This is a genomic window from Rhizobium sp. 01T417, assembly GCF_056398905.1.
Genome location: NZ_JBFTQH010000030.1, coordinates 1 through 26,126, shown reverse-complemented (window position 1 = coordinate 26,126; position 26,126 = coordinate 1). Strand labels below are relative to the sequence as shown.

Here is a 26,126-nt window from a genome sequence, read left to right as displayed (position 1 = left end):
CTCCTTTGAGCAATGCGCGGAGAATGGCGCGGCAGTCCTGCCCGGAGCTTGTGTCGGCGGGCTTGGATGGCCGGGACAAGTGGCGGCCATCCAATGGGTCTCGAGGCGTCAGGGCAGGGCGTAGCCGATCACATAGTCACCGGCCTTGGTGCCGACCGAGCCATGTCCGCCGGCGACGATGACGACGAACTGCTTGTTGTCGCTGGTCGTATAGGTCATCGGCGTCGCCTGGCCGCCGGCCGGCAGACGGGCCTGCCATAGTTGTTGGCCGTTGGTGACATCGTAGGCTCGCAGGTAGTTGTCGACGGCAGCCCCGAGGAAGGCGACCCCGCCCTTGGTTAGCATCGGGCCACCGATGCCGGGTACGCCGACCTTGAACGGCAGCGGCAGCGGCGTCATGTCGTGCACGGTGCCGTTCTTCAGCTTGTAGGCGATCTTGCCGGTGAGAAGATCGACGCCGGCGACGTAGCCCCATGGCGGCGCCTGGCAGGGGACCTTGAGCGGTCCGAGGAACGGTCCCATGAATACCCCGTAGGGTGCGCCGTCGTTGCGGTTGAGGCCCTGTTCGCTCCCTTTCTCATCCTGCCCCTTCGGCGGGATGTCGGAGGCGGGAACCAGCCGCGAGGTGAAGGCAAGATAGGTCGGCATGCCGAACATGATCTGCCGCTCCGGGTCGACAGCAACGCTGCCCCAATTGAAGGTGCCGAAATTGCCGGGGTAGATGATCGAGCCCACGAGCGAAGGCGGCGTATATCGCCCTTCATATTTGTATCGGTGGAAATCGATGCGGCAGGCGAGCTGGTCGAGCAGAGTCACCCCCCACATGTCGTTCTCCTGCAGCGGCGGCGGCGAGAAGGTGAGGTCGGAGATCGGCTGCATCGGCGACGTATGATCCTCAGGGATGGCACCTGATGGCGCGGGGATTTCCTTGAAGGGAATGATCGGCTCACCGGTACGACGGTCAAGCACGTAGATGTCGCCCTGCTTGGTCGGGCCTACCAGCGCCGGCACGACGGTCCCATCGGGCTTCTTCATGTCGAAGAGCACCGGCTGGGCCGGCACGTCCATGTCCCAGAGATCGTGATGGACGAACTGTTGAACCCATTTCAGCTGCCCGGTGTTGATGTCGAGCGCGACGATCGAGGAGGAGAATTTCTCGACGTTCTCGCTTCTGTTCATACCGAGCTGGTCCGGCACCTGGTTGCCGAGCGGGATGTAGACCATGCCGAGCCCGTCATCGACGCTGAACACCGACCAGCTGTTCGGAGAGTTGGTCGTATAGGTCCGGCCTTGGGGCAGGGGGGTTGTCACATCGGGATTGCCGGAGTCCCAGTTCCAGATCAGAGCACCTGAATTGATGTCGAATGCGCGGATGACGCCGGACTGCTCGTGCGTCGAATAGTTGTCGTTGACGGCCCCGCCGATGATCAGCTTGCCGGCGACCGCGACCGGCGGCGAGGTCGAATAGTAGTAGCCGGCCGGATTGTACTTCATGCCCTGCTCAAGATGCAGCACACCCTGATCCGCAAAGCTCGTGCAGACCTTTCCGTCGAGCGCATCGAGAGCGATCAGCCGCGCATCCGAGGTCGGCAGGTAGACCCGATCGAAGCAGGGCTGGCCGGCGGCCGTCGCCGTATCGTGGTAATAGGTGACGCCGCGGCAGGTCTGGTGCTGCCTGTCAGGGTTCATGCCGGAATTGGCGTCGTATTTCCATTTTTCCTTGCCGGTCGTCGCGTCGAGCGCGATCGCCCAGTTATGCGGCGTGCAGAGGTAGAGCGTGTCGCCCACTTTGAGAGGTGTCACCTGGTAGGTCGTTTCGCCGACATCATCGGGTCGCTTCACGTCACCGGTCTGATAACGCCAGACCTCCTTGAGATCCTTGACGTTGCTAACATTGATCTGGTCGAGCGGCGAGTAGCGCTGGCCGAATGGGGTGCGGCCATACTGGTGCCATTCGCCGTCCTGAACGGTGCCGCCGAATGTCGTCGTGCCGGAAGCCTCGGTCGGCAGGTTGCCGTGCAGGTCATGCCGGTCCGTCGTCATCGAGAAGCTCGCAACGGCGATGGCGATCAGCACCGGAATGGTAAGCGGCCAGTGGCTGGCCCCGTAGGACGTCCCGGTCGGACTCTGGAAGCCGAGGGGCCGACGGATCCAGGGCGTCAGCAGCCACAGTCCGAGCAGGATGATCAGACCGCCGCGCGGACCGAGTTGCCACCAATCGAAACCGACCTCCCAGATCGCCCAGACAAGCGCAACGATGATCAGAGCCGCGTGGACCCACAGGGCGGCTGCACGACGCAGCAGAAGCAGGACGGCGGTGATGAGAAACATCGCACCGGCGAAGAGGTAAAAGAAGCTGCCGCCAAGGATGATGAGCCAAAGCCCGCCGCCGACCAGGGCAAGGCCGAGGAGCATAAAAAGAACGGAGGTAATGACGATTACTACCATTATGGGGAACTCCCGCTGAGGCCGGGTGCGGTCAGGCGCGAAAAATGCCTTCTAATCAGCGAGATAGAGCGGTCGCAATGGGCGTCAACTGCGACCATAGGTGTCAGAGGGGATAGGTTTGCATCCGATCACGTGCCGCAGAAGGTCTGCAGCACACGTTCTTCCGGCTTCGGCGGCTCCATGTAGGCCGCAAAGTCCGGTTGGTCGTCATACGGCTTGGCGAGAACGGCAAGCAACGCCTCGAACAGCGAAAAGTCGGCATCCTCGACGGCGGCGTTGATCGCCTGCTCGATGCGGTGGTTGCGCGGAATGAAGGCGGGATTGACAGAGCGCATGGCCGCCCTGCGCTCGGCCTCGGTCCGGCCCTCGTCACGGGTCAGGCGGTCGCGCCAGCGGGCAAGCCATTCGCGCGCCCCATCCGGTTCCCGGAAAGCCGAGAGGAACAGTGCCTCGCCATCTCCTGGACCGACGGCGTCGGAAAGGCGGCGGAAGGCGAGGGTAAGGTCGGCCTGGCTTGCCTGCATCGCGGCAAGCAGCGATTGAATAAGGTCCAGATCGCCGTCTTCGACGGTCGATAGGCCGATCTTCTCGCGCATGCCGCGCAGCCAGTGGATCTGGAAGCGCTCGCCATATTGCTGGATCACGCTGTTGGCGAGCTCGACGGCCTTTTCCGCATCCGCATCAAAGAGCGGCAACAGGGTTTCGCCAAGCCGTGCCAGGTTCCATTGGCCGATGCCGGGTTGATTGGCATAGGCATAGCGGCCGCCCTGGTCGATCGAGGAAAAGACCGTGCCGGGATGGTATTCGTCCATGAAGGCGCAGGGGCCGAAATCGATCGTCTCGCCCGAAATGGTCATGTTGTCGGTATTCATGACGCCGTGGATGAAGCCGATATGCAGCCACCTGGCGATCAAGGCCGCCTGCCGCTCGCAGACGGTCTCGTAGAGCGCGAGGTAGGGATTGTCCCTGTCCTTGAGTTCCGGATAGTGCCGGTCGATCACATAATCGGCCAGCGCCCGAACGCCGTCGGTATCGCCCCGCGCGGTGAAGAACTGGAACGTGCCGACGCGAATGTGGCTTGCGGCAACACGGGTAAACACTGCACCTGGCAGAATGTTCTCGCGATAAACGGGCTGCCCGGTCGAAACGGCGGCCAGCGCGCGGGTTGCCGGGACGCCGAGCGCATACATCGCTTCGCTGACGATATATTCCCGAAGCACCGGGCCGAGCGCGGCACGGCCATCGCCGCGGCGGGAATAGGCGGTCTGGCCCGCACCCTTCAGCTGGATGTCCCAGCGCTGGCCGTTTCGGTCGATCACCTCGCCAAGCAGGATCGCCCGCCCGTCGCCGAGCAATGGCACGAAGGAGCCGAACTGGTGCCCTGCATAGGCCATCGCCAGCGGATCGGCGCCTTCAGGCACGAGGTTGCCCGAAAAGATCGCCGCGCCGTCGCGCTTCAGCGCCTCGACATCGAGGCCGAGTTCTTCCGCAAGCGGTTCGTTCAGCTTGATCAGCCACGGCTCGGCGGCCTGCGAGGGCGCCTGGCGCGTAAAGAATTGCTGTGGCAACCGCGCATAGCTGTTGTCGAAGGCGAAGGGCCGCGAAGGGGATGCATTCTGAGCAAGGGTCATATGCTTTAGGTAGGGCTCCGGCGCGCATGACGCAAGCCGGGAGCCCTTGCTCCGAGCTTGCGGCTGGTCGTGCGGCGCTTCAGTAGCCAGCCATTCCCGGATGGCACGGCTGCCTTTCCATATAAGCATAACGACGCCACATTTGCGGGCGTATACAAGGATCTCTAATCCCCTTTTGGCATCACGCCATACCATACCGCGGCCATCGCTTCCGCGCCGGCCACGCCATTGCGAGTGATCCCTGACGATGTCGGATCAGATCTATCAGGCGGCTGCCGTCGGGCGCGCCAAGCCCAATTTCCGCGTGATAGCGATGATCGTGGCGAGCGCCATGTTTATGGAGCAGCTCGACGCCACCGTTCTGGCGACGGCGCTGCCGACCATGGCACGCGATTTCGGCGTCAGCGCCCCGTCGATGAGCATCGCGCTGACTTCCTACCTTCTCAGCCTGGCGATTTTCATTCCGGCAAGCGGCCTGATTGCCGATCGCTTCGGCTCGCGCACCGTTTTCCGCTCGGCGATCGCCGTTTTCGTGACAGGCTCCATCTTCTGCGCGCTGTCGCCCAATCTCCTCTGTCTCGTGCTGGCGCGACTGCTGCAGGGCCTTGGCGGCGCGATGATGCTGCCGGTCGGGCGCCTCGTGCTGCTCCGCAGCGTCTCCCGCAAGGACATGGTCAACGCCATGTCGTGGCTGCTGGTGCCGGCGCTGATCGGCCCGATCCTCGGCCCTCCGGTTGGCGGCCTGATCGTCACCTATCTCGACTGGCGCTGGATCTTCTACATCAACGTGCCGATCGGCATCATCGGCTTCACCCTGGTCTCGATCTTCATCGAGGACTTCAAGGGCGAGGCGAAGCGCCCGTTCGATACGGTTGGTTTCATTCTCTCCGGTATTGCGCTCGGCTCGCTGTTGTTCGGTTTTGAAAGCTCGAGCCGTCCGGGCGAGGGTGCGTTCTCGCTGTTCCTCATCGCGGTCGGTCTGCTCTTCGGCGTAGCCTATCTCAAGCATGCCCGCCGCCACCCGGCGCCGATCATGGATTTTTCGCTGATGAAGGTGTCGAGCTTCGGCACGTCGGTCATTGCCGGTTCGCTGACCCGTATCACGCAGGGCGCGCAGCCCTTCCTGCTGCCGCTCTATTTCCAGCTCGGTTTCGGACTGTCGGCGGCCAAGGCCGGCCAGCTCGTAACCGCAGCGGCCCTCGGCTCGATGGCGATGAAGGCCGTCGCACCCAGCGTACTGCGCCGTTTCGGCTTCCGCAACAGCCTGGTCGCGAACGGCATCATTGCCACCTGCGGCTATGCCCTCTGCGCCGCCTTCCGGCCCGACTGGCCGCTGGGGCTGATCTTCGCGATCCTCGTCATGTGCGGCTTCTTCATGTCGTTCCAGTTCACGGCCTACAACACGGTGGCCTACGATGAGATCGACCGCGATCGCATGAGCTCGGCCACCAGCTTCTACACGACGTTCCAGCAGCTGATGCTGTCGCTCGGCATCTGCGTCGGCGCGCTGGCGCTCCACACGTCGATGACGGTCAACGGCAGCGAGACGCCGGAGCTCCACGATTTCTCCGCCGCCTTCCTTTTCGTCACCGCGATCTCGATCACGGCGACCTTCTGGAACCTGCGCTTTTCGCGCAGCGCCGGCGCCGACATCAGCGGTCATAACGCCGGCAAGGCTGCGCACACCGCAGAACACTGACCGCGACGCGGCAGAGAACTGACCGTCACGCGGCACTCGGAAGCGCCGGCAGGCAAGCCTCGCAGATCGCGGCAACATGCCGGTGATCGGTGCCGCAGCAGCCGCCGACGATCCTGATTTGCGGCATTCTCTGCATCAGCTCCCTGTACCGCTGCCCGAGATCGACCGGATCGCCGGCATCCAGCGTTTCGCTGTCGTCCAGTTCGGCATGGCTCATGCGCGAGGCATTTGCCCGCAGCCCATGAATGCGTTTTGTCCATCCCGCGCGATGATCCAGCGCCTCGGCAAAATGCGTCGGATGCGCGCAATTGATCATGTAATAGGCCACCGAACCGCCCGTCGCCGCATCCGTCGTCTCGATTACCTCCTGCATGCTGCGCCCGGTCACCAGCTTGCCGTCGGTCTCGACCGTGAAGGAGATAACGCAGGGCATATCCCGGGCCGAGGCCGCCCGGGCGATACCGATTGCCTCGTCGATGTTGTTCAGCGTGACGGCGGAGATCATGTCCGCATCGCTCTCGGCAAAGCTGCCGATCTGGACGCTGTGATAATCCTCGGCTTCGGCCGCGTTCATCCGGCCGGCCTTGTACCCATCGCCGCGTGGCCCCATCGCGCCGCTGAGCACGATCGGCCGCCCCGGCTCCTCGTGCCGCTCGCGCAATCCCGCAAGCAGGGCAATGCTTTGAACGTTTGCGTCATGCAGCGCCTCCGACGTGTAACCCAGCTTTTCCGCCCAATCGGGGCTCGCCCTCCATGTCGGGCTGTCGAGAATGAAGCCGGCGCCATGCTTGCGGGCGATGTCGAGGTAACGGCGATAGTAGGCGCGCAACCGGTCGCGGCCTTCTTCTGAAGCCATCATCACGAAGGATGCGAAGTGCGGCAGCTGCAGCCCGTCATGAAAGATGAAGGTCGTTTCCATGCCGCCGTCGGTGACGAATGCGCCGCCCTTGAGTTGCGGCAGGCTGTGTCTGTACTTGGCCATGACAATCCCTCTATGTGCAAGCAATTCTCACGAACAAGTTCTCCGCTTCCGGGCTGCGAAACTAGACGACTTGCGGTATAGTTGGGCATCGCATGATGTTTGCCTTTGATTTCAGCCGCTTCCGCGGGGCGGATGACAAAAGGCCTCCATATAGACCAGAGCTGGCGGGCAAAAACCGTACCGGCGGTACAGGGAATTTGATGCGCAAGGGCGAGGAGACCAGAACCCGCATCCTGGATGTGGCCGAAACTGCCGTCCTGCAGAAGGGCTTCGGCGGCACCTCGATCGAAGAGCTGATCGCCGAGACCGGCATCACCAAGAGCGGCTTCTTCTACCACTTCCGGGACAAGAACGCGCTCGCCAAGGCGCTGCTCGAGCGGTACATCGAAAACGACGAACGAATCTACGACGAGATATTCACCCGCGCCCGCGAGCTGACCGAAGATCCGCTGCAATCCTTCATGCTCGGTCTAAAGCTGCTTGCCGAACTGCTGTCCGACCTGCCGAACGGCCATCCGGGCTGCCTCGTGGCCACGGTCTGCTACTATGAACGCCTGTTCGACCGCGACATCCAGGAAACCAACAAACAGGCGGTGCTCGCCTGGCGACGGCGGTTCCGCGGCATGTTCGAGGAGATCATGGTAGTCTACACGCCGCGCGAACCGATCGAGATCGACCAACTGGCCGACATGGTTTCGACGGTGCTCGAGGGCGGCATCGTCCTGTCGAAGGCCTTGAAGGAACCGCAGGGGCTCGCCGACCAGGTTCTCGTGCTGCGCAGCTTCGTGAAGCTGCTGTTTCAGCCGCAGATCGTTCGCCAGTGATCCGGCCTAGCGGTCGTCTTCCATGGCAGCCGCCATCTCGGCGAGCTTGCGCACGGTATTGAGATTGCGCGCCGTTCCTGGTTTCAAGGCCGGCAGCTTGAGCTTCGATTTGCCGGAGCCAACAGGGAAGTGGACATAGATTTCGCGCCCGGCGAGAACGGCCTCGTCGCCATCGGGGGCCACCATCTTGTCCAGCGCATCATCAGGCGCCGCTTCCGGTAGGAAGCTTACCAGGAGATAGTTGGGCTTGGCATCGGGGAAGGGCGCGTTGGCGGCAATCGCTTCCAACTCCTTGCGGCTGCGCAGCATCACGCCGGGCTTCCTGCCGAGCAGCTTTCCCAGCGCGTCGTCCAGCTTCTGCTCGACCTCGACCTCTGCTGCATCGGCGCGAAACAGCACGTTGCCGCTCTGGATGTAGGTCTTCACGTCGCTGAAGCCGAGCTCTTCGCAGACCGCCTTCAGCTCCGCCATGGGCAGCTTGCCCGTGCCGCCGACATTGATCGCCCTCAGGAGCGCCACATAGACCGTCACGGGCTCCTCCAGCCGATTATATCTTGCCCGCGACCTTGATCGCGAAAGCATATTCGAAGGCGATCTCCTCGAGGCGCTGGAAGCGTCCCGAAGCGCCACCATGGCCGGCATCCATGTTGGTCTTCAACAGGATCGGTGCCGAGCCGGTGGTCTTTTCGCGCAGCCGCGCCGCCCACTTTGCCGGCTCCCAATAGGTGACGCGCGGGTCGGTGAGGCCGCCGAGCGCCAGGATCGGCGGATAGGCCTTGGCGCCGACATTGTCGTAGGGCGAATAGGCGGCGATCTGCTCGTAGTCTTCCTTGCTCTCGATCGGGTTGCCCCATTCCGGCCATTCCGGCGGGGTCAGCGGTAGCGTGTCGTCGAGCATGGTGTTCAGCACGTCGACGAAGGGAACGGCGGCGATCAGGCCGGCGAACTTTTCCGGCGCCATGTTGGCAACGGCGCCCATCAGCATGCCACCGGCCGAGCCGCCCTCGGCGATGATGTTGGCATAGGAGGTGAACTTCTCCTGATTCAGATAGTCAGCGGCGGCAATGAAGTCCTTGAAGGTGTTGGTCTTCTTTTCCATCTTGCCGTCTTCGTACCAGGCAAAGCCCTTGTCCTTGCCGCCGCGGATATGGGCGATGGCATAGACGAAGCCGCGATCGGCGAGCGACAGGCAGTTGGTGTTGAAGCCGGCCGGAATGGTGATGCCGTAGGCGCCGTAGCCGTAGAGCAGGCAGGGTGCCGAACCGTCGAGCGGCGTGTCCTTGCGATAGAGCAGGGTGACGGGCACCTGTTCGCCATCCCAGGCGGGCGCGAACACGCGGCGGGTGACGTAATCGTCCGGATTGTGGCCCGAGGGCACCTCCTGGGTCTTCAACAGCGTGCGCTCGCGCGTCACCATGTTGTAGTCGTATAGCTGCGACGGCGTCGTCATCGAGGAATAGGAGAAGCGGATGACGTCGGTGTCGTATTCCGCGGCCCCCTGCAGCCCGAGCGAATAGGCCTCTTCGGCAAAGGCGATCGCGTGTTCCTCGCCGGTGCGACGGTCACGGATGATTATCTGCGGCAGGCCATCCTTGCGCTCCAGCCAGAGCAGGTGGCGGGCATAGGCCATGTGGCTGATGATCAAGGTTCCGGGCTTGTGCGGCACGACCTCGCGCCAGTTCGCCTTGCCCGGGTTTTCAACCGGCGCTTCCATGATCTTGAAATCCTTGGCGTCGCCGTCATTGGTCAGGATGTAGAAGACGTCGCCGCCTTCCGTCATCGAATATTCGATGCCTTCCTCGCGCTCGGCGACCAGCTTCGGCTCGGCCGTCAGGTCCTTGGTGGACAGCAGGCGGTATTCCGAGGTCTCGTGATCGTGGATGTCGATGTAGATGAAGTCGTCGAGCAGCGAACCGCCGACGCCCATGAAAAAACCCGCATCCTTTTCCTCATAAACCAGCCGGTCTTCAGATTGAGGCGTGCCAAGAATGTGGTGAAACACCTTCGACGGGCGGTGGTTCTCATCGAGCGCAGAATAGAAGAAGCTCTTGCCATCGGGCACCCAGACGCCGCCGCCGCCGGTGTTCCCGATCACGTCGGCCAGGTCCTCGCCAGTCGCAAGGTCACGCACGCGCAGCGTATAGAACTCAGAACCCTTGTCGTCGTAACCCCAGATGCCGCGGCTGTGGTCGGTCGAGTGATCGAGGCCGGCGAGCCTGAAATAGGCCTTGCCCGCGGCCTCCTTGTCGCCGTCGAGCAGAACGGTGCGGATAGCCTCGTCCTTGACGGCGCCGTTACGCGGAATCCGGAAATAGCGAGGCTGTTCGCCGCCGGTCACGAAGAAGGTACCGTAGGCGTAGTCGCCGTCCTTCATCGGCACGGAGCTGTCGTCTTCCTTGATGCGGCCGCGCATCTCCGAAAACAGCGTCTTCTGCAGCACCTTTGTGTCTTCCATGGCCGCGTTCATGTAGACGTTTTCGGCTTCCAGATGTTGGCGGATCGCGGGATCGAGGATCGCGGGATCCTTGAACATCGCCTGCCAGTTGTCGGCGCGCAGCCAGGCATAGTCGTCGGTGCGGGTGATGCCGTGGCGCGTATCGGAGATCGGCTTCTTGGCGGCGACGGGTGGGTTCGGCAGGTTCTTGAAGACGGTCAAGGAAAGCTCCGGAAACGTGATGTCAGGTGGGCAAGAGATAGAGAGGCGGATGCCTGGGATCAAGCGCCCAAGACGGACCTGTGGCAAAACCGAAGGAATGCTCACGTTGCCTTGATGTCACCACATTGTTTAAGAAAGTCCGCTATGCCACCCGGAATTCGCCCCTCGTACGACCGTCAAAACCACGGTTCTCCACAGGCGATTCCGGAATGAGAATGCAAAGGAATCCCACCGTAATGCCAAAACGTCTCGTGTTGCTTCTGTCCGCATTTAGCCTTGCTTTTCCAGCCTTCGCAGTCGATCCCGCCATCAAGAAGCAACTCGAAAAGCTCGATCCCGCGACCCGCCTCGAACAGAGCTGTGACACGGAGGCGATGAGCCGAATCAACAAGGACGAGACCGGCTACAAGCCCGACAAGGTCATCGCCTACACGTTCAAGGATCCCGTTCCGAGCGACGACAGGCTGGAGGCGCCAGGCGCGGTCTTCCGCAGCAAGGGCGACTGGTATCATCTCTCCTACACCTGCATCACCGGCCCGCAGCACATCAATGTCCGCGATCTGCAATACAAGATTGGCGAAAAGGTCCCGCGCGAGAAGTGGGAAAAATATTACCTCTATGATTGATCGCGGCGCGCGCCGTGAGTTGCCTTTCTGAAGCCTTAGTCCTCAGGCATCAGAATTGCCGCTGAAGCCGGCGGCGAATCGCAGCAGCGACTGCAGGCGGCATCAAACCACATGGCGCCTGACCGCGATGTGCATTATGCAGCGCTTGAACCACGAACGGCTTCTCTTTGGCATGAATCGTATTCTTCTCGTTTCGGCGTTGCTGATCGCATCCGCCTCGATTGTGTCCGCTGCCGCTCCTCCGCCGGAGGAAGCGCCGGTCGTCACCGCGCCCTCGAAGGTCGTGCAGGCCCCCAAGATGGCAGCAGGGCCGAAGCTGGTTGAGCCGCATCTGCGCATTGCCCGGTCGGGCATCAAGGGTCACGCGCGGGTGGCGCTGACCTTTGACGCTTGCATGGGTCAGGCCGACGACCGCATCCTCTCGGTGCTGGTCCAGGAGCGCATTCCCGCGACCATTTTCGTCACTGCGCGCTGGCTGAAGCACAATCCGCAGGCGCTGCAGGTCTTCCTTGAGAATCCCGATCTGTTCGAACTCGAGAACCACGGTCAGAATCACGTTCCAGCCGTCGACAAGCCGGTCTCGATCTATGGCATCGCGTCCGCGGGCTCGCCCGAGGCCGTGCGGCAGGAAGTGCAGGGCGGTGCCGATGCGATGCTCGCAGCCGGTATTGCCCCGCCGCACTGGTTCCGCGGCTCGACCGCCAAATACGACCTCTCCGCCATCGCCCAGATTCGCGACATGGGGTACCGCATCGCCGGTTACTCGGTGAATGGAGACGGCGGCTCGCTGCTCGGCGCCGTTGTCACGGAAAAGCGCATTGCATCGGCCAAAGACGGCGACGTCGTGATCTCCCACATCAACCAGCCGACCCACGCCGCCGGCGAGGGCGTCGCCAAGGCGATCGTCGATCTCATGGCCAAGGGTGTCGAATTCGTCCGGCTGCAGGATGTCGAGGACACCGGCGACGACCGGACGACGCAGTGAGCTAGCCAAGGGCGCTCTGTAGCGTTTCCTCACTCACGTTCGAGGGTCGGGGCACGTCGGGCGCGTCGCGATCCAGCGCGAAATCATCAAACCAGTCGCGGTACCCTCCGCCGATCAGTGCGCCGATAACCTGTGTCGCAAGATAGGAGAAGGTGATGCCGTTGCCGCCATAGCCATGGGCGGCATAGACTTGTGGCATCGAGGGAACCGGACCGATCAGCGGTAGCCCGTCCGACGTCGCCCCGAACGTGCCGCACCATGCCGTCGCGACGCGGGTGTCGGCGCTGGACCAGAGCCGCTTCATCTTCTCCCGGATCGTCATGATCTTTTCGGCCAGCTTGGCGTCGCGGGCCGCGGGATCGACGGTGTCGTCATCCTCGCCGCCAGCGATGATCCGCCCATCAGGCGTCGTGCGCATGTAGAGATAGGGGTGGCTGTTTTCCCAGATCAGCACCTGATCGCGCCAGAGCGCTGCTGGATCCTGCGGTATCGTCGCCAGCGCCCAGCTCGATGTCATCCGGTGCTGTTTCGGCATATCGATGCCCGGCATGGCGTAGCCGGTGGCGAGCACCGCCGTTTTCGCCTCGATGACGAACGCACCGTCTGTTTCGGCGCTGACCCGCCCGCCTTCGCTATGTAGCTTGGTGACCGAGGCGCTGATCAGGCGCGCGCCTTGCTTCACGGCAATGTCCAGCAGGCCCCAGGTCATGAGCAGCGGATCGGCCTCCGCCGAGCCGCGCGACAGGATGCCCCCATCGCGGTCGATTTCGAACTCGGTAAAGAGATCGCAATGTTCCAGATACCGGCTTGGCAGTCCGGCACGACGACGCAGCTCGACCTCCCTGCGAAGATCGCCCGCGCCCTCCTGGTTATTGGCGAGGAACAGCGATTGCCGGGGAAGCAGGTTGCAGGCGATCCGGTGGGCGACGATCAGCTTGGAGAGACCGGCGACCGAGGCTGCGCCCCGCCTGTAGATGCCGGCGGCGCGTTCGAAGCCATGGAAACGCTCGAGTTCGCTCAGCGTTCGGTCTATCTCCCACTGCAGCATGGCGGTGCTCACTGCCGTGCTGCCGAGACCCGGCGTCTCGCGGTCGACGATGACCACGGAAAGACCTCGTTCCGCGAGGTGCTGGCCCATCAGCGCGCCGGTAATCCCGCCGCCGATCACCATGGCGTCGACTTTGAGATTGTCCTGAAGTGGCTGGTAATTGGGCTTTGTTCCTGCGTGGCTCCAAGGGGAGGTGCCGCTCTTCAGCCGGTTCTGGCTGGAATCTGCAAGATCGATTTCTGCCATCTGACGCTTCTTACCTCAATTATTTCGGCAATTGCGGTTGCAGTCTCTCTTCGATGAAAAGTTCATCGACGATGGTCATGACAATCAGCGATAGTGGTAGTGCCAGCATAGCACCAACTGCGCCCCACATCCAAGTCCAGAACAAGATCGCCAGAAACACCACGAAGGGATTGATTTCCAGGCGCTTTCCCATGACCGCCGGGAAGATCAGGTTTTCCATGACGAGGTGGACGATGAAGAATGCCGCCGCTGGCATAAGGCCCACCACGATGCCGTCATGCGTGATGATCCCCGCGATGGCGACCGCCAGCGTCATCATCGTAATGCCGAGATAGGGGATGAAGCTCGACAGGAACGCGAAGAAGCCCCAGAGCACCGGCGCCGACAGGCCGCCTACATAGGCGATCACCATCATCACGAGGCCAAGGCAGACGTAGATCAGCGACGCCGTCGCAAAATAAAATCCGAGAACCTGTTCCACGCCGTTGATCACGCGGATGGCGGCAAGGCGCTGCGAGCGCGACCGGAACACCATAATGATGGATTTGCGCAACGTCACCCGTCCGGCAAGGAAAAGCAGCAACGCGGCGAAGAAGATCAACGCCTGCACGAGGGCAGGGGTGAGGTTGGTGCTGACGAGATGCACGACGTTGCCAGTGTTCTCCAGAAGCTTCTCACTCGACATTGGCCCGGTCTGGAAAGTCTCCGGCGTAATGTGCAGCCACTTGATGCGCTCGAGATAGGGCATGAGGCGGTTGAAGGTCTTCTCGACGAAGGCCGGGCCCTCGTTGACGAGCCTTGTCACCGGTCCGGCAAGCGAATTGGCGAGAAGCGCGATCACAAGCGCAACCGCAGTAGACAGGATGACCGCATTGGTGATGCGCGGCACGCCGAGCTTGCTGAGCTTTTCCGCCAGCAGCCCAAGGATCATGCCGACGACGACGGCGAGCGTCACCGGAATGAGGATCAACGACATCATGTAGATGGCCGATAGTGCAAGCACTCCAAAGATACCGATGACGGCCCAGGCCATGCTGACATCAAGCCCGTCCTTCTCCAGGCGACGCATCGGCGCTTGTGGCATCTCCTCCGTGTCCTGGGTCAGTTTTTCTGCCCAGGCGCTGACGGGAGTCGTGCCCACTGTCATTTTGCTGGCCTGCTTGCGGAAGCCGTTGGCAATTCCCATCGATAGACGATCCCCGGAAGCCCAGTTGCTTCGCGACGGAAACGCGCGGAACCCCTTCAGGTTCCTAAGGTCAGGCAGACAGGGTCAGGCCGATGCCCCAGGGATCATGCAGGAAGACACCGCCATTGCGCGTTTCACTCTTGATCTCCAGTTCGTCGAGCTTGGTGACAGCTTTTTTGAGCGCTTCCTTGTCGTTGAAGCGTAGCGTGTAGTCGGAAAGGCCCGTCATGCCCTCGGCGCGGGTGCCGGCGCCGCGGCTGTTCCAGATGTTGGCGGCGACATGGTGATGGTAGTCGCCGGTCGCAAAGAAGCTGGCGCCGGGATAGCGCGCCATCAGCTTCAGGCCAAGAATATCGCGGTAGAAGGTGTCTGCTTCCGGAATGTTGCCGACCTGCAGGTGGATGTGGCCGATTGCCGTTCCGTCGGCCATTCCGTTCCAGGCATCGTTGGGTGCGCTGTTGTAGAGCGGTTGCAGATCGAGGCGAAGCGTCGCCATTTCCACCTGACCGTCCGGCTGGAATTTCCATTGGTCGTGGGAACGGTCGGCATAGATCTCGATGCCGTTGCCTTCCGGATCGGAGAGATAGATGGCCTCGCTGACGAGGTGATCGGATGCGCCGTCCAGGACGACATTGTTGTGCGCCGCGTGGCGCAGCCAGCGGGCGAGCTCGGTGCGGCTGGGCATCAGGAAGGCCGTATGGAAAAGGCCGGCTGCGTTGCGCGGTGCGACACGCACATCCTTGCCTGTCGTCAGCGTCAGAAGTGGCGTGCCGTCGACACCGAGGATTTCGCCGCTCGCGCTTTTCTCGATGACACTAAGGCCAAGCATCGATTGATAGAAATTGGAAACCAGCGGCAGGTCGGTGACGACGAGATGCGACTGATCGACATAGGCAGGACGCGTCAGGGCGTAGGACGTTTCAGTGGTCATGGGTGTATCTCCTGCCTTGGATGGGGGAGGCATACCGGCGGTAGCGGCGAAAGCGCCGCCCGTAGCAATACCAAGGAATTTGCGCCGGTTCATGTGCCTCAGAGGTTCCCTTGGTCGCTGTACTTGATCACTATATGGCGCATTCTGATTGTTCACAGAAGATCCGATTTTGACGATTCAGCGTTCGATGCTTGTTGACAAGAATCCATCCTGATCTTGATCTTGATCAAAGCGCCTTATTTATCTCTTGAGAGGATGTGGCCGTAAGAAACGGCAGCGCTGGAGGGCCTGAATGTACAAGAGAATCATCGTTCCGATAGAAATAGGCGGGTTGGACAGGGGCGAAAAGGCGCTCCGCAAGGCATCCACGCTCCTTGAAAAAGGTGGCGAGATCATTTTGCTCAACGTTGTCGAGGACGTTCCCACCTATGTCGCGATCGATCTGCCGCCCGAGCTGCGGCAAAACGCGATCGACGATGCCGAACAGAAGCTCGGCATGCTGATCCGCACGAGCGGCATACCGGCAATGATCGAAATCGGTCACGGCCGCCCCGCCCACAGTATCCTCGCTGCCGCCGAAGCGCATGATGCGGATCTGATCATCGTCGCCTCGCACATTCCCGACTTCAGCAACTACTTCATCGGTGCCACCGCCGACCGCGTCGTCAGGCATGCCAAATGCTCGGTGCTGGTCGATAGGCAGCGCTGAGAAGAACAACGGCAAAAGACCGATGGAGGAATATCCATGACCGACACGCAGACCTACGAGCAGATCCTACGCAACCGCCAGCGCGAGCTTCTATCGCGGCTGAGTCGCATCGACGTTGATCTCGGGCGCACCAAGGAGCAGGACAGCGACGACCGCGCGATCGAGAGCGAGAACGACGAAGTGCTGGAGGGGCTTGGCCAGGCCGGCCAGGAAGAGCTGCGCGCCATCGACGCAGCCCTCGATCGGATCACGAAAGGCACGTATGGCACCTGCGTCCGCTGCGGCGAGCCGATTTCGAAGAAGCGTCTCGGCGCCGTACCCTATGCCCCGCTCTGCGAAGACTGCATGAGCTGAAAGGCTCTAAGTCATTAAGGTGGCATGTCATCAAGGGTGGCCCATTTTCAGGCTACCCTTCTGCCTTCCACCTGTGTATCTCCACGCCGAAGCCACAGCGTCCAAGGCTCACGAAGATGTAACGGCGTGCCATCGCTGTTGTGTTGCCTGCACACCGTTTCGGTGCGACGATCGGTTGGAAAGGTGAGGGGTTTCCCGGCATGACAGAGTTCAACGGCATCCGCTGGGCTTACGACAAATATGAGCTGATCGCCGATGGGGTCGTCCATGGCATTGGGCTTGCTTTCGCGCTCATCGGCGCGACCGTTCTGATCTTTTACGCCACTCTCTGGAGTTCCAATGGCGAACTCGCGGCGGCATGGATCTACAGCGTCGGCCTCGTGCTGACGATCGGCATCTCCTTCTCCTATAACGCCTGGCCGGTTTCGCGGACGAAGTGGTTCCTTCGCCGGCTCGATCATTCCTCGATTTTCATCCTGATCGCCGCCACCTACACACCCTTCCTGGAGCGTGGCGCCGACAGTCCGCTGCTGTTCGGGATGCTCATCGGCATCTGGGCGATCGCGGGGCTCGGCATCTTCCTGAAGTGCGCCCTTCCAGGCCGCTTCGACAAGGTTGCCATCCTTCTCTACCTCGGCATGGGGTGGAGCGGCATCTTCGTGGCCGGGCCGGTGGCGGAGCGCATCCCCTTTGTATCGATGCTCCTGATCCTCATCGGCGGGATCATCTATTCCCTCGGTGTCATCTTCCACGTCTGGGAGAAGCTGCGCTTCCAGAACGCCATCTGGCACGGCTTCGTGGTCGCCGCGGCGGCCGTGCACTACTCGGCGGTGCTCACCTGCTTCAGCATGGCAGGCTCCGGGGTCTGATCAGCCGGCCTGCGTGTCCATTTCGATCAATTCTCTGCTATCGCGAATGATCGCTTTCGTCCCGTCATTTCGTTGGTTTACAACGCTGAATGCCGGGCGTATGCCGCTTGCCGGAACCGAACTGAAATTGGACTTGATATGAACCACGCCGTTCTCGTGCGCGATGCCACCGAAGCCGACCTCCCGGCAATCCGCGATATTTATAATCACGCTGTCGAGCATACGACCGCCATCTGGAACGAAACGCTGGTTGATCTCGACAACCGCATCGAGTGGTTCAAGGCCCGCAAGGCAAAGGGCTTCCCGGTCATTGTTGCGGAGAAGGATGGCAAGGTCACAGGCTATGCCTCCTATGGTGACTGGCGAGCCTTCGACGGCTACCGCCACACGGTCGAACACTCAGTCTATGTCGACAAGGATTGCCGCGGCGCGGGGATCGGCGAATTGCTGATGCGGGCGCTGATCGAGCGTGCGGCCGAGGCCAACATCCACGTGATGATCGCCGGCATCGAGGCGGCAAACGCTGCGTCCATCAAACTGCACGAAAAGCTTGGTTTCCGCGTTGCCGGCACCTTCTCGGAGGTCGGCACGAAGTTCGGCCGCTGGCTCGATCTGACTTGCATGGAGCTTAGGGTCACGAAGTGAGCCTCATCGTTCTCACTGGCGCTTCCGGATCGGGCAAGACGGCGATTTCCAAGGCGATCGCCGCTCGGTTCGCTGGTGAAATCGACGTCTACCATTTCGATGACATCGGCGTTCCCCCGCTTTCGCGGATGGCGGCGGACTACGGCTCGCCAGCCGGATGGCAGCGGGCCATGACCTTCAAGTGGTTGGAGAGCCTCGCGGAGGCACAGCACTCCGGCCGAAATCAGTTGCTCGAAGGCCAGATGCGCCTTGCATTTCTAGAAGAAGCGGCAACAGCAACAGGCATTGCCTATTTGCCGCTGCTGGCCGACTGCGATGACGAAACACGAACGCATCGCCTGGCGGTCGAACGCCGGCAGCCAGAGCTTGCCAATACCGAAATGATGATCTGGGCATCCTTCCTCCGCCGCGAGGCCGTGGCAAAGAAATGCGCGATATTGGATACGTCCCGCTTGTCGCTGGATGAAAGCGTCCAGGCGGTAGTCGAACGCTTCTAAGCAGCTCGGACGCGAGCTTTTATTTCTCCGGCTCGAACACCATCGCGTGGCCGTTGATGCAGTAGCGCAGGCCGGTCGGCGGCGGACCATCGGGGAAGACATGCCCCAGATGGGCATCGCAAGTGCCGCAGCGGATCTCCGTGCGGACCATGCCGTAGGTCGTATCGCGGAGTTCGGTCACCGCGTCGGGTGAGACAGCTTCGAAATAGCTCGGCCATCCGCAACCGGCATCAAACTTCGTGTCTGAGCGGAACAGCGGTGCATTGCAGCCGACGCAACGATAGAGCCCGGTTTCGAACGAATCCCAATAGGGGCCGGTAAAGGCACGCTCGGTGCCATGCTGGCGGGTGATCCGGTATTGCTCGGGAGTCAGCTGTTCCTTCCACTCCGCGTCGGTCTTGTGAACTTTGGCGATTGTCGTATCGGCCATGGCTTGTTCCTTTCGCGCCGGGGGGCGGCTTTGATTTTCGACAGCAATGTGGTGCGAAAGGTCGCATGGATCAAGGGATGCCGAGCTCGTCAAAGCGTCATCCCGTTCCGGCGAAAACGGCGATGCCGTTGATATTTCGTCGATAAACCGATCGCCCCGGAGGTTTGAGGCGCCCTGGACAGAGTCTGTGACTATCGCTTCAATAGACGCTTCGAAGATACTGCAAGGGGCTGACCGACCCGAGATGATCCGTTCCCTGTGAGTATCCTGCCGCTGCCGGTTGCTCCCGGTCGAACAAGACTTGTGACCGCGCTCCAGTTCTCGTAAACCTGACGGACTTCCGGCTTTCGCCGGCTCCACGAAGCACTGCCAGCAGAGGAGGGCACATGGCCGGTGTCACGGCTTTGACATTTGCGGCCTTGTGTCTGCCACTTCTCGGCGCAGTTCTCGCTCCCTTTCTCGTTCGCGTCCTTGGGGCGAACGCCGCTTGGCTCTTGGCGCTTGCGCCGCTTTTGGCCTTTGCGCACTTCGCCAGCCTGCTGCCGGTCATAGCGGGCGGCGAGGTGATAACAGGCGGCTATGCCTGGGTGCCGAGCTTCGACCTCCGCTTTTCCTGGCTGCTCGACGGTCTTTCGCTGACCTTCGCGCTGCTGATTACCGGGATCGGCACGCTGATCGTCCTCTATTCGGGCGGATACCTGAAGGGGCATCTGGATCAGGGGCGCTTCTTCTCCTTTATTTTCCTGTTCATGGGCGCCATGCTCGGCCTCGTCGTCTCGGACAGCCTGCTGATGCTCTTCATCTTCTGGGAACTGACGTCGATTACCTCCTTCCTCTTGATCGGGTTCGACCACGAGCGCGAGGCAGCGCGTCGCGCCGCCCTGCAGGCGCTCGTCGTTACCGGCGGTGGCGGCCTGCTGCTGCTGGCGGGCCTGCTCCTGATCTGGAGCACGACAAACGCGACTGATTTGTCGACGCTGCTGCAATCCGGCGATCTGCTGCGTGGCAATCCATATTATCTGGCGATCCTGATCCTCATCCTCTGTGGCGCCTTTACCAAATCGGCGCAGTTTCCGTTTCACTTCTGGCTGCCGAACGCGATGGAGGCGCCGACGCCGGTCTCGGCCTACCTGCATTCGGCAACGATGGTGAAGGCGGGCGTCTATCTCCTGATGCGCCTCAATCCCGTCATGGGCGGGACACCGGCCTGGGAGACGTTGCTGCCGCTCTTCGGTGGCGTGACGCTGATCGTCGGCACGCTGCTTGCGATCCGCCAGACCGATCTCAAGCTGCAACTCGCCTATACGACCGTTTCCTCGCTTGGCCTTCTCGTGCTGTTGACCGGCTTCGGCGCGCCCTATGCCACCGAGGCCGCGGCGCTCTACCTCATGGCGCATTCGCTCTTCAAGGGTGCGCTGTTCATGGTTGCGGGCATCATCGACCATGAGACCGGCACGCGCGACATCACCAGTCTGCGCGGCTTGAAAGCGGCGATGCCGCTGACCTTTGCGGCAGCACTCGCCGCGGCTATTTCCATGGGCGGTCTGCCGCCGTTCTTCGGATTCCTCGCCAAGGAAGAGATTTACGCCGCGCTGGCACATGCGGACCCACGATCGATCGTCTTCACAATGGTTGCGGTCGCGGGCAACGCGTTGATGTTCGCGATTGGCTTCGCCGTGGCGCTGAAGCCGTTTCTCGGGCCGGTCCGTGCAACGCCCAAGCACCCACACGAGGCACCGCCATTGCTTTGGGTCGGTCCTGTCTTGCTGGCGCTATTGGGCCTGATGACTGCGGTTTTCTCCGCAACGGCGCACCATTACATCTCGTCTCCAACGGCATCCGCCATCCGTGGATCGGCGAGCGTGATCGAGATTTCCCTTATCCCGCATGTCGGCGTGCCGCTGCTTCTGTCTGGTCTTACGATCGCGCTCGGCACGCTCGTTTATTGGCGGATAGACCAGGCGCGTCTGGCCATGGCGACGGTACTGTGCAAGCTAGGACCCGGACCGGATCGTGGCTTCGATTACTTCATCGTAGGTCTGATTAGATTATCGATGCGCGTAACGCGGTTCGTCCAGCCGGGGCGACTTGAACTCTACATCACCTGCACCTTCCTCTGCCTTGCCGCAATCCTGCTCGTCCCCCTCTGGCTCTATGGCGAAATGCCGATGCTGCCTGTCTGGCCACGGCAGGTCCAGGTCCACGAATGGGCGATCTTCCTGCTCGCCGTTCTTGGTCTGTTGAGCGTTGTCATCGCGCGCGACCGGCTGACGGCGATCGTCTCGCTCGGCATCCAGGGCTTCTCCGTCGCCATCATATTCCTGCTGTTCGGCGCGCCCGACCTGTCCTTCACGCAGTTCATGGTGGAGACCCTGTCGGTCGTCATCCTGGCGCTTGTCATGACCCGCCTTCAATTGTCGCCGACCGATCGGCGGCCGCTCAGCCAGAAGATATTCGACGGCTGCATCGCGATCGCCTGCGGCTCTGGTTTCGCGCTGCTTCTGATGAAGGCCACGCAGGGGCCGTTCAACAATGCGCTGACGGAGTTCTTCAACACTTACTCAAAGACCATCGCGCACGGCGCCAACGTCGTGAACGTCATCATCGTCGATTTCCGCGGCACCGACACGCTGGGTGAGATCGCGGTCGTCGCCATCACCGGCCTTGCGATCCTCGCCCTCATTCGAATCCGCGCGCAGACCGAGCGCAAGCTTGCCGAAAACGATCCTGACGCGCCTGAGGATCTGGGGATCGAGCGCCCATGAACACACTGATCTTCCGCACGATCACGCCGGTGTTGACGGCTCTGATGCTGCTCTTTTCCGTCTTTGTGCTCCTGCGCGGCCACAACGAGCCGGGCGGCGGCTTCATCGGCGGGTTGATTGCCGCCTCGGCGCTGGCGATCTTCGGCATTGCCCGCGGCGTCGGCGCCGTGCGCCGCGCCATCGTCTTCCATCCCCTGGCGATATCAGGGGCCGGACTGTTGATGTCCTGCTCCGCCGGTCTGCTGTCGGTCGTCTTTGCCGTGCCGTTCATGACCGGGCTGTGGATCTATCCTGAGATAGCCAGTGTCGAGGTGCCGCTCTCGACCGTCATGCTCTTCGATATCGGGGTCTACCTGGTGGTCGTCGGTGCCATCACCTCGATCGCGCTGGCGCTTGAGGAAAGGGAGATCGAGTGATGGAGCCGCTGTTTGCGATCCTCGTCGGCCTGTTCTTCGCCGCCGCGATCTATCTGATGCTGTCGAAATTCTCGATCCGGATCATGCTCGGGATCGCCGTCCTCGGCAACGCGGTGAACCTGTTGCTGTTTACCGCAGGACGTTTGACGCGCGAGGTGCCGCCGATCATCGCGGCAAACCTCGATACGCTCCCTAACGGCGCCGCCAATCCGCTGCCGCAGGCGCTGATCCTGACGGCGATCGTCATCTCCTTTTCCTTCCTCGCCTTCCTGCTGGTGCTGACCTATCGCGCCTATCAGGACATCGGCACCGACAACACCGACGAAATGCGTGTCGCCGAGCCCGTCGATCCACCGCTGCCGCCGATGGGGTACTAGATGGCGGCTCCGGTAAGCACGATCACCGATCTCTCGGCTGCGATGGTCACGGCGCCTGTGCCGCTCGCCAACTGGCTCGTCATCGCACCCGTGGCGCTCTGCATCACGCTCGGCGCCGTGCTCTTGATGATGCGCGGCTCGCTGCGACTGCAGGCGCAGGTCGCCATTCCGGGCCTTGCCGGTCTGGTCCTGCTGGATGCCGCGCTGTTGGCGAAGGTGGTGGCGCATGGCCCGCTGACCATGGTCATGGGGCGCTGGCTTCCGCCGTTCGGCATCGCCTTCACCGTCGATCTCTTCGGCGCGCTGATGGCCCTGACCGCTGCCATCGCAGCGCTCGCCGGCGGCCTTTATGCGTTGAAGGACGTCACCGAAAGCGGCCGCCGATACGGTTTCTTTCCCTTCCTTTTGCTTCTGATGGCAGGCGTTTCCGGCGCGTTCCTGACAGGCGACGTCTTCAACCTCTATGTCTGGTTCGAGGTGCTTCTCATTTCGTCCTTCGGGATGTTGATCCTCGGCTCCGAGCGCGGGCAGATCGACGGGGCCATGAAATATGCGGTGCTGAACCTGATCGGCACGACGCTGTTCCTGATCTCGGTCGGCATCGTCTACGCTGTCTTCGGCACGCTCAACATGGCCGATATCGCTGGCAAGGTGGAGAGTGTGCGCGACACCGCGCCGCTGATGACCCTTTCCGCCCTCTTGCTGCTGGCCTTTGCCATGAAGGCCGCTGCCTTTCCTGTCAATTTCTGGCTGCCGGCCTCCTATCATACGCCGCGCATCGTCGTGTCGGCACTGTTTGCCGGTCTGCTGACCAAGGTCGGCGTCTACGCCCTCATTCGCGTCATGGTCATGCTGCTGCCGATCGAGCGCGAACAATTGAGCCTTCTGATTGCGGCGGTGGGGGCAGCGACCATCGTCGTCGGCGCGCTTGGGGCGCTGGCGCAGGACGATATCCGCAAGCTCCTCGGCTATGTCGTGATCTCGGGCATCGGCAACATGCTGGTCGGCATAGCGCTAGGCACGCCCGGCGGCCTGTCCGGCGCGATCTTCTACGCGCTGCATTCGATGGTGCTGATGACGGCGCTCTATCTTCTCGCCGGGCAGGCTGCCGCCCTTGCCGGCGGTTTCTCGCTGACCGCGCTCGGCGGCCTCTATCGCAAGAGCGGCGGTTTTGCCGCGTTCTCTTTCATCCTCTTCGTCGCCGCGTGTGGGTTGCCGCCCTTTTCCGGCTTCTGGCCGAAGGTGATTTTGGTCAGAGCATCGATCGACATCGGCGCCTGGTGGCTGGCCGCCGCGATCCTGATCGGCGGCTTCCTGCTGACCGTCGTATTCGGACGCGTCTTCCTGCTCGCCTACTGGCGACCGGCAACGGCACCGCAGGCGGCAGTGTCAATCAGCTGGCAGGCGGGGCTGCCGCTTTTCATCCTGACAGCTCTTGTCGTTGCTTTCGGCATCCTGCCCGAACAGCTGCTGGACATGGCGCAAGCTGCGGCGACCGGCCTCATCGATCCGACAGCTTATCTGCAGTCGGTCTTCCCGGATGGAGGGATGCCATGATCGCCCTGCTGCTGAACGTGCTGCTCGCCATTGCCTGGGCGACCGTTACCGGCAGCGCGTCGCCGCACAACCTCCTCTTCGGCTTTGCGATCGGCGCCCTGTGCTTGTCCATCATCCGCGAACCCTATGGAAGCCGGGGATATCTTCGCCGGTCCTTCGCGATCGTGCGGCTTGCCCTTCTGTTTCTCAAGGAGTTGGCGATCTCGGCCTGGAAGGTCGCCGTCACGGTGCTGACGCCCAACATGCGGCTGCAACCCGGCATCTTCGCCTTTCCGCTGACCGTCGACCGCGATTTCGAGATCACGCTTCTAGCCAACATGATCACCCTGACGCCGGGCACACTGTCGGTCGATGTCTCCGACGATCGCAAGACGCTTTACGTGCATGCGCTGGATTGCGCCGATCCCGAGGCGACCAAGCGCGATATCGCCAACGGTTTCGAGCGCCGGATCATGGAGGCATTTCGATGATCTCCCCGCTTGCCATCATGTCCACGGCCGCCGCGGTTGCCCTGGTCATCCTTGGGATTGCCTTTCTCCTGGCGGGATGGCGGGTCCTCGTCGGGCCGACGCTGCCCGACAGGATCCTGGCGCTCGATACACTGTCAGGCACGGCAATCGGCTTCATCGCCGTATTGGCGGTCAAGACGGGCTTCAGCCTCTATATCGACATCGCCATTTCGCTGGGACTCGTCGCCTTTCTGGCAACGGTCGCCTTCGCGCGTTTCGTGATGTCGCGCGCTCCTGTCGCGGAACGGCACAGCGAAAAAAAGGCGCGTGCCCCGAAAAAGCCCAAAGTCGCGGCCAAACGCAGCGACAAGAATGGCAGGAAGGGCAAGAAATGATGGACTATGCGACAGCGCTCGTCGTCGCTTTCCTTTTGCTGGCCGGTTCGTTGTTTGCGCTCGTTGCCGCACTCGGCGTCGTGCGGTTGCCGGATCTCTACACGCGCATGCACGCCGCTTCCAAGGCTGGAACGGTCGGTTCCGGCATGCTGCTTTTTGCCGCCGGTGTCGCCGCGGGCGAGGTTTCGGTCTTTGCACGGGCGCTCGCCGGTTTCGTCTTCTTCCTGCTGACGGCGCCGGTCGCGGCGCACCTCCTTGCCAAGGCCGCGCACCAGTCTGGATATCGCCTCGGCCCCCAATCGGTGCGCGATGACCTCGCCAAAAGATGAGAGCGCTTCCGATTCAGTATTTTAAGTTGATTTTTGCACCCTTTTGCAGATTTCTTAATGGTTAATGTTTGGGTTTATGGCAGGCAATTCTTGCGAAATAGACATTTTTCGGTAGATATATATGAAATAATAATTGGCGTTTTCGTAAAACGGTGATAATTGGTGATCAAGTAGAGTTCTGATATTGAATTAGAATCACGTTGCTTATTTCCTCGTTGGCTTTGGATTTCAGTGTTTAATTGAGGAAGTAAGCTGCGTGGTAGCGTACTAATTCGAAATCGGGCAGTATAAGAACGGGTTTCGGCCTCAGGAATCTAGGGGTGGATTTCAGTTTTTCGAAACAGGTTGCCGTAGCCTGGGTTTTTTGCTGTTGGCTCTACGATGACGGTCTTGGCTGACGAGGCTTAGACCTTTGGAGCATTGAAACAGGAGAAACGTATTATGACGGATACTGCAGCCGGTAGCGGGCCGGAGTTGCTGGTCGAGCTCACCGCAGATATTGTTGCCGCCTATGTCAGCAACCACGTGGTCCCGGTTGGCGATCTCGCTAACCTGATTTCTGACGTGCATTCGGCACTTAGCAATACGTCGACGCCGCAAGCTGCAACGGCGGTTGTCGAGAAGCAGAAGCCGGCTGTATCGGTGCGTAAATCCGTTCAGGATGAACAGATCACATGCCTGGAGTGCGGCGGCAACTTCAAGTCGCTCAAGCGTCACCTGATGACCCACCACAATCTCTCGCCGGAAGAATACCGCGAGAAATGGGAGCTCCCCGTCGACTACCCGATGGTAGCGCCGGCCTATGCCGAAGCGCGCTCGCGCCTCGCAAAGGAAATGGGGCTCGGCCAGCGTCGCAAGCGCGGACGCGGCTGATCGTTGCCAAAGATTTGATCCTGTAGAGCCGGGCGGAAGCCCGGCTTTTGTGTTTGTGCGCCCAGCATGGGCGCATTCTTGTGGGTGGAAGTCCCACCGTAAGCTGGTCACGGCGAACGAAGAGAAGCGCAACTGCGGAAGGGCGACCGACCGTGGGGAGGAAGCGTGGATCGAAACTGCGGGCCGATGAACAAGAACC

26 protein-coding genes are annotated in these 26,126 nt (G+C 61.6%); 17 read left to right on the top strand and 9 right to left on the bottom strand.

Annotated features, from left to right (window positions below):
• Positions 1 to 108: 108 nt before the first annotated feature.
• Together AC1DPR_RS23750 and AC1DPR_RS23745 are read right to left on the bottom strand one after the other, a co-directional pair.
• Positions 109 to 2,448, bottom strand: a complete 2,340-nt coding sequence (locus tag AC1DPR_RS23750; RefSeq protein ID WP_113471767.1) for a glucose/quinate/shikimate family membrane-bound PQQ-dependent dehydrogenase — start codon at positions 2,446 to 2,448, stop codon at positions 109 to 111.
• A 128-nt stretch (positions 2,449 to 2,576) separates the two neighbouring features.
• Positions 2,577 to 4,079, bottom strand: a complete 1,503-nt coding sequence (locus AC1DPR_RS23745; protein WP_025661049.1) for a protein adenylyltransferase SelO — start codon at positions 4,077 to 4,079, stop codon at positions 2,577 to 2,579.
• Positions 4,080 to 4,326: 247 nt separating this feature from the next.
• On the opposite strand from AC1DPR_RS23745, the gene AC1DPR_RS23740 reads away from it, so the two are divergent.
• Positions 4,327 to 5,778 (top strand): DHA2 family efflux MFS transporter permease subunit, encoded by a 1,452-nt coding sequence (locus tag AC1DPR_RS23740; RefSeq protein WP_113471766.1) that lies wholly within the window; start codon positions 4,327 to 4,329, stop codon positions 5,776 to 5,778.
• A 25-nt stretch (positions 5,779 to 5,803) separates the two neighbouring features.
• Here AC1DPR_RS23740 and AC1DPR_RS23735 read toward each other — a convergent pair whose 3' ends face one another.
• Positions 5,804 to 6,760 carry a homocysteine S-methyltransferase family protein gene (locus AC1DPR_RS23735; RefSeq protein ID WP_113471765.1) on the bottom strand — a complete coding sequence of 319 codons (957 nt, stop codon included), beginning with the start codon at positions 6,758 to 6,760 and terminating at the stop codon, positions 5,804 to 5,806.
• A gap of 200 nt (positions 6,761 to 6,960) precedes the next feature.
• Between AC1DPR_RS23735 and AC1DPR_RS23730 the strand changes: the two genes are divergently transcribed.
• Positions 6,961 to 7,584, top strand: coding sequence for a TetR/AcrR family transcriptional regulator (locus tag AC1DPR_RS23730; RefSeq protein WP_026372089.1), 624 nt, complete (start codon positions 6,961 to 6,963; stop codon positions 7,582 to 7,584).
• 6 nt (positions 7,585 to 7,590) lie between these two features.
• On the opposite strand, the gene AC1DPR_RS23725 is transcribed toward AC1DPR_RS23730, so the two are convergent.
• Both AC1DPR_RS23725 and AC1DPR_RS23720 read right to left on the bottom strand, forming a co-directional pair.
• Entirely contained in the window at positions 7,591 to 8,115 is a 525-nt protein-coding gene (locus AC1DPR_RS23725; protein ID WP_113471764.1) for a DUF1697 domain-containing protein, read from the bottom strand.
• 16 nt (positions 8,116 to 8,131) lie between these two features.
• Positions 8,132 to 10,240 carry a S9 family peptidase gene (locus AC1DPR_RS23720; RefSeq protein WP_018859466.1) on the bottom strand — a complete coding sequence of 703 codons (2,109 nt, stop codon included), beginning with the start codon at positions 10,238 to 10,240 and terminating at the stop codon, positions 8,132 to 8,134.
• Between the two features lie 236 nt (positions 10,241 to 10,476).
• Here AC1DPR_RS23720 and AC1DPR_RS23715 point away from each other — a divergent pair, with 236 nt between their 5' ends.
• Together AC1DPR_RS23715 and AC1DPR_RS23710 are read left to right on the top strand one after the other, a co-directional pair.
• Positions 10,477 to 10,866 (top strand): DUF930 domain-containing protein, encoded by a 390-nt coding sequence (locus tag AC1DPR_RS23715; RefSeq protein WP_018116560.1) that lies wholly within the window; start codon positions 10,477 to 10,479, stop codon positions 10,864 to 10,866.
• 172 nt (positions 10,867 to 11,038) lie between these two features.
• Complete coding sequence (locus AC1DPR_RS23710; protein WP_026372088.1) at positions 11,039 to 11,851, top strand: polysaccharide deacetylase family protein; 813 nt, start codon at positions 11,039 to 11,041, stop codon at positions 11,849 to 11,851.
• Position 11,852: 1 nt separating this feature from the next.
• On the opposite strand, the gene AC1DPR_RS23705 is transcribed toward AC1DPR_RS23710, so the two are convergent.
• From AC1DPR_RS23705 to AC1DPR_RS23695, 3 genes are all read right to left on the bottom strand, one after another.
• Positions 11,853 to 13,145, bottom strand: coding sequence for an FAD-dependent oxidoreductase (locus tag AC1DPR_RS23705; protein WP_113471763.1), 1,293 nt, complete (start codon positions 13,143 to 13,145; stop codon positions 11,853 to 11,855).
• 19 nt (positions 13,146 to 13,164) lie between these two features.
• Positions 13,165 to 14,331 carry an AI-2E family transporter gene (locus tag AC1DPR_RS23700; protein ID WP_113471762.1) on the bottom strand — a complete coding sequence of 389 codons (1,167 nt, stop codon included), beginning with the start codon at positions 14,329 to 14,331 and terminating at the stop codon, positions 13,165 to 13,167.
• Positions 14,332 to 14,401: 70 nt separating this feature from the next.
• Complete coding sequence (locus AC1DPR_RS23695; protein WP_113471761.1) at positions 14,402 to 15,262, bottom strand: VOC family protein; 861 nt, start codon at positions 15,260 to 15,262, stop codon at positions 14,402 to 14,404.
• 292 nt (positions 15,263 to 15,554) lie between these two features.
• Between AC1DPR_RS23695 and AC1DPR_RS23690 the strand changes: the two genes are divergently transcribed.
• The 5 genes from AC1DPR_RS23690 (at position 15,555) to AC1DPR_RS23670 (ending at position 18,336) form a co-directional block, all read left to right on the top strand.
• Positions 15,555 to 15,971, top strand: a complete 417-nt coding sequence (locus tag AC1DPR_RS23690) for a universal stress protein (protein ID WP_018116555.1) — start codon at positions 15,555 to 15,557, stop codon at positions 15,969 to 15,971.
• A 36-nt stretch (positions 15,972 to 16,007) separates the two neighbouring features.
• Positions 16,008 to 16,325 (top strand): TraR/DksA family transcriptional regulator, encoded by a 318-nt coding sequence (locus AC1DPR_RS23685; RefSeq protein WP_018116554.1) that lies wholly within the window; start codon positions 16,008 to 16,010, stop codon positions 16,323 to 16,325.
• Between the two features lie 200 nt (positions 16,326 to 16,525).
• Positions 16,526 to 17,194 carry a PAQR family membrane homeostasis protein TrhA gene (gene trhA, locus AC1DPR_RS23680; RefSeq protein ID WP_018859461.1) on the top strand — a complete coding sequence of 223 codons (669 nt, stop codon included), beginning with the start codon at positions 16,526 to 16,528 and terminating at the stop codon, positions 17,192 to 17,194.
• A 138-nt stretch (positions 17,195 to 17,332) separates the two neighbouring features.
• The gene (locus AC1DPR_RS23675) at positions 17,333 to 17,839 is read left to right on the top strand and encodes a GNAT family N-acetyltransferase (RefSeq protein ID WP_018116552.1); all 507 of its coding nucleotides are present in this window, start codon (positions 17,333 to 17,335) and stop codon (positions 17,837 to 17,839) included.
• Positions 17,836 to 18,336 carry a GTPase domain-containing protein gene (locus AC1DPR_RS23670; RefSeq protein WP_113471760.1) on the top strand — a complete coding sequence of 167 codons (501 nt, stop codon included), beginning with the start codon at positions 17,836 to 17,838 and terminating at the stop codon, positions 18,334 to 18,336. The genes AC1DPR_RS23675 and AC1DPR_RS23670 overlap by 4 nt, the downstream gene beginning before the upstream one ends.
• A gap of 19 nt (positions 18,337 to 18,355) precedes the next feature.
• Here the strand turns inward: AC1DPR_RS23670 and msrB are convergent, their stop codons facing one another.
• Entirely contained in the window at positions 18,356 to 18,766 is a 411-nt protein-coding gene (msrB, locus tag AC1DPR_RS23665; protein ID WP_018116550.1) for a peptide-methionine (R)-S-oxide reductase MsrB, read from the bottom strand.
• Between the two features lie 386 nt (positions 18,767 to 19,152).
• Here msrB and AC1DPR_RS23660 point away from each other — a divergent pair, with 386 nt between their 5' ends.
• From AC1DPR_RS23660 to AC1DPR_RS23625, 8 genes are all read left to right on the top strand, one after another.
• Positions 19,153 to 21,531, top strand: coding sequence for a putative monovalent cation/H+ antiporter subunit A (locus AC1DPR_RS23660; RefSeq protein ID WP_113471759.1), 2,379 nt, complete (start codon positions 19,153 to 19,155; stop codon positions 21,529 to 21,531).
• A complete protein-coding gene (locus AC1DPR_RS23655; RefSeq protein ID WP_018859458.1) occupies positions 21,528 to 21,947 on the top strand; it encodes a Na(+)/H(+) antiporter subunit B in 420 nt (139 codons plus the stop codon). The genes AC1DPR_RS23660 and AC1DPR_RS23655 overlap by 4 nt, the downstream gene beginning before the upstream one ends.
• A complete protein-coding gene (locus AC1DPR_RS23650; protein WP_018859457.1) occupies positions 21,947 to 22,324 on the top strand; it encodes a Na+/H+ antiporter subunit C in 378 nt (125 codons plus the stop codon). The genes AC1DPR_RS23655 and AC1DPR_RS23650 overlap by 1 nt, the downstream gene beginning before the upstream one ends.
• The gene (locus tag AC1DPR_RS23645) at positions 22,325 to 23,881 is read left to right on the top strand and encodes a Na+/H+ antiporter subunit D (protein ID WP_113471758.1); all 1,557 of its coding nucleotides are present in this window, start codon (positions 22,325 to 22,327) and stop codon (positions 23,879 to 23,881) included.
• The gene (locus AC1DPR_RS23640) at positions 23,878 to 24,351 is read left to right on the top strand and encodes a Na+/H+ antiporter subunit E (RefSeq protein WP_025661036.1); all 474 of its coding nucleotides are present in this window, start codon (positions 23,878 to 23,880) and stop codon (positions 24,349 to 24,351) included. Before AC1DPR_RS23645 ends, AC1DPR_RS23640 begins: the two co-directional genes overlap by 4 nt.
• Positions 24,348 to 24,725, top strand: a complete 378-nt coding sequence (locus tag AC1DPR_RS23635; protein WP_113471757.1) for a cation:proton antiporter — start codon at positions 24,348 to 24,350, stop codon at positions 24,723 to 24,725. Before AC1DPR_RS23640 ends, AC1DPR_RS23635 begins: the two co-directional genes overlap by 4 nt.
• Positions 24,722 to 25,054 carry a monovalent cation/H(+) antiporter subunit G gene (mnhG, locus tag AC1DPR_RS23630; protein ID WP_192304235.1) on the top strand — a complete coding sequence of 111 codons (333 nt, stop codon included), beginning with the start codon at positions 24,722 to 24,724 and terminating at the stop codon, positions 25,052 to 25,054. The genes AC1DPR_RS23635 and mnhG overlap by 4 nt, the downstream gene beginning before the upstream one ends.
• A gap of 441 nt (positions 25,055 to 25,495) precedes the next feature.
• The gene (locus tag AC1DPR_RS23625; protein WP_018859452.1) at positions 25,496 to 25,927 is read left to right on the top strand and encodes a Ros/MucR family transcriptional regulator; all 432 of its coding nucleotides are present in this window, start codon (positions 25,496 to 25,498) and stop codon (positions 25,925 to 25,927) included.
• The last annotated feature ends 199 nt before the right edge of the window (positions 25,928 to 26,126 follow it).

Bases quoted from the DNA above. Each gene is read 5' to 3' on its own strand.
- AC1DPR_RS23690 (WP_018116555.1), top strand. From the start codon at position 15,555: ATGTACAAGAGAATCATCGTTCCGATAGAAATAGGCGGGTTGGACAGG.
- msrB (WP_018116550.1), bottom strand. From the start codon at position 18,766: ATGGCCGATACGACAATCGCCAAAGTTCACAAGACCGACGCGGAGTGG.
- AC1DPR_RS23705 (WP_113471763.1), bottom strand. From the start codon at position 13,145: ATGGCAGAAATCGATCTTGCAGATTCCAGCCAGAACCGGCTGAAGAGC.
- AC1DPR_RS23715 (WP_018116560.1), top strand. From the start codon at position 10,477: ATGCCAAAACGTCTCGTGTTGCTTCTGTCCGCATTTAGCCTTGCTTTT.
- AC1DPR_RS23645 (WP_113471758.1), top strand. From the start codon at position 22,325: ATGGCGGCTCCGGTAAGCACGATCACCGATCTCTCGGCTGCGATGGTC.
- AC1DPR_RS23745 (WP_025661049.1), bottom strand. From the start codon at position 4,079: ATGACCCTTGCTCAGAATGCATCCCCTTCGCGGCCCTTCGCCTTCGAC.
- AC1DPR_RS23695 (WP_113471761.1), bottom strand. From the start codon at position 15,262: ATGACCACTGAAACGTCCTACGCCCTGACGCGTCCTGCCTATGTCGAT.
- AC1DPR_RS23660 (WP_113471759.1), top strand. From the start codon at position 19,153: ATGGCCGGTGTCACGGCTTTGACATTTGCGGCCTTGTGTCTGCCACTT.
- AC1DPR_RS23700 (WP_113471762.1), bottom strand. From the start codon at position 14,331: ATGGGAATTGCCAACGGCTTCCGCAAGCAGGCCAGCAAAATGACAGTG.
- mnhG (WP_192304235.1), top strand. From the start codon at position 24,722: ATGATGGACTATGCGACAGCGCTCGTCGTCGCTTTCCTTTTGCTGGCC.
- AC1DPR_RS23625 (WP_018859452.1), top strand. From the start codon at position 25,496: ATGACGGATACTGCAGCCGGTAGCGGGCCGGAGTTGCTGGTCGAGCTC.
- AC1DPR_RS23710 (WP_026372088.1), top strand. From the start codon at position 11,039: ATGAATCGTATTCTTCTCGTTTCGGCGTTGCTGATCGCATCCGCCTCG.
- AC1DPR_RS23675 (WP_018116552.1), top strand. From the start codon at position 17,333: ATGAACCACGCCGTTCTCGTGCGCGATGCCACCGAAGCCGACCTCCCG.
- AC1DPR_RS23655 (WP_018859458.1), top strand. From the start codon at position 21,528: ATGAACACACTGATCTTCCGCACGATCACGCCGGTGTTGACGGCTCTG.
- AC1DPR_RS23740 (WP_113471766.1), top strand. From the start codon at position 4,327: ATGTCGGATCAGATCTATCAGGCGGCTGCCGTCGGGCGCGCCAAGCCC.
- trhA (WP_018859461.1), top strand. From the start codon at position 16,526: ATGACAGAGTTCAACGGCATCCGCTGGGCTTACGACAAATATGAGCTG.
- AC1DPR_RS23685 (WP_018116554.1), top strand. From the start codon at position 16,008: ATGACCGACACGCAGACCTACGAGCAGATCCTACGCAACCGCCAGCGC.
- AC1DPR_RS23730 (WP_026372089.1), top strand. From the start codon at position 6,961: ATGCGCAAGGGCGAGGAGACCAGAACCCGCATCCTGGATGTGGCCGAA.
- AC1DPR_RS23750 (WP_113471767.1), bottom strand. From the start codon at position 2,448: ATGGTAGTAATCGTCATTACCTCCGTTCTTTTTATGCTCCTCGGCCTT.
- AC1DPR_RS23650 (WP_018859457.1), top strand. From the start codon at position 21,947: ATGGAGCCGCTGTTTGCGATCCTCGTCGGCCTGTTCTTCGCCGCCGCG.
- AC1DPR_RS23735 (WP_113471765.1), bottom strand. From the start codon at position 6,760: ATGGCCAAGTACAGACACAGCCTGCCGCAACTCAAGGGCGGCGCATTC.
- AC1DPR_RS23640 (WP_025661036.1), top strand. From the start codon at position 23,878: ATGATCGCCCTGCTGCTGAACGTGCTGCTCGCCATTGCCTGGGCGACC.
- AC1DPR_RS23635 (WP_113471757.1), top strand. From the start codon at position 24,348: ATGATCTCCCCGCTTGCCATCATGTCCACGGCCGCCGCGGTTGCCCTG.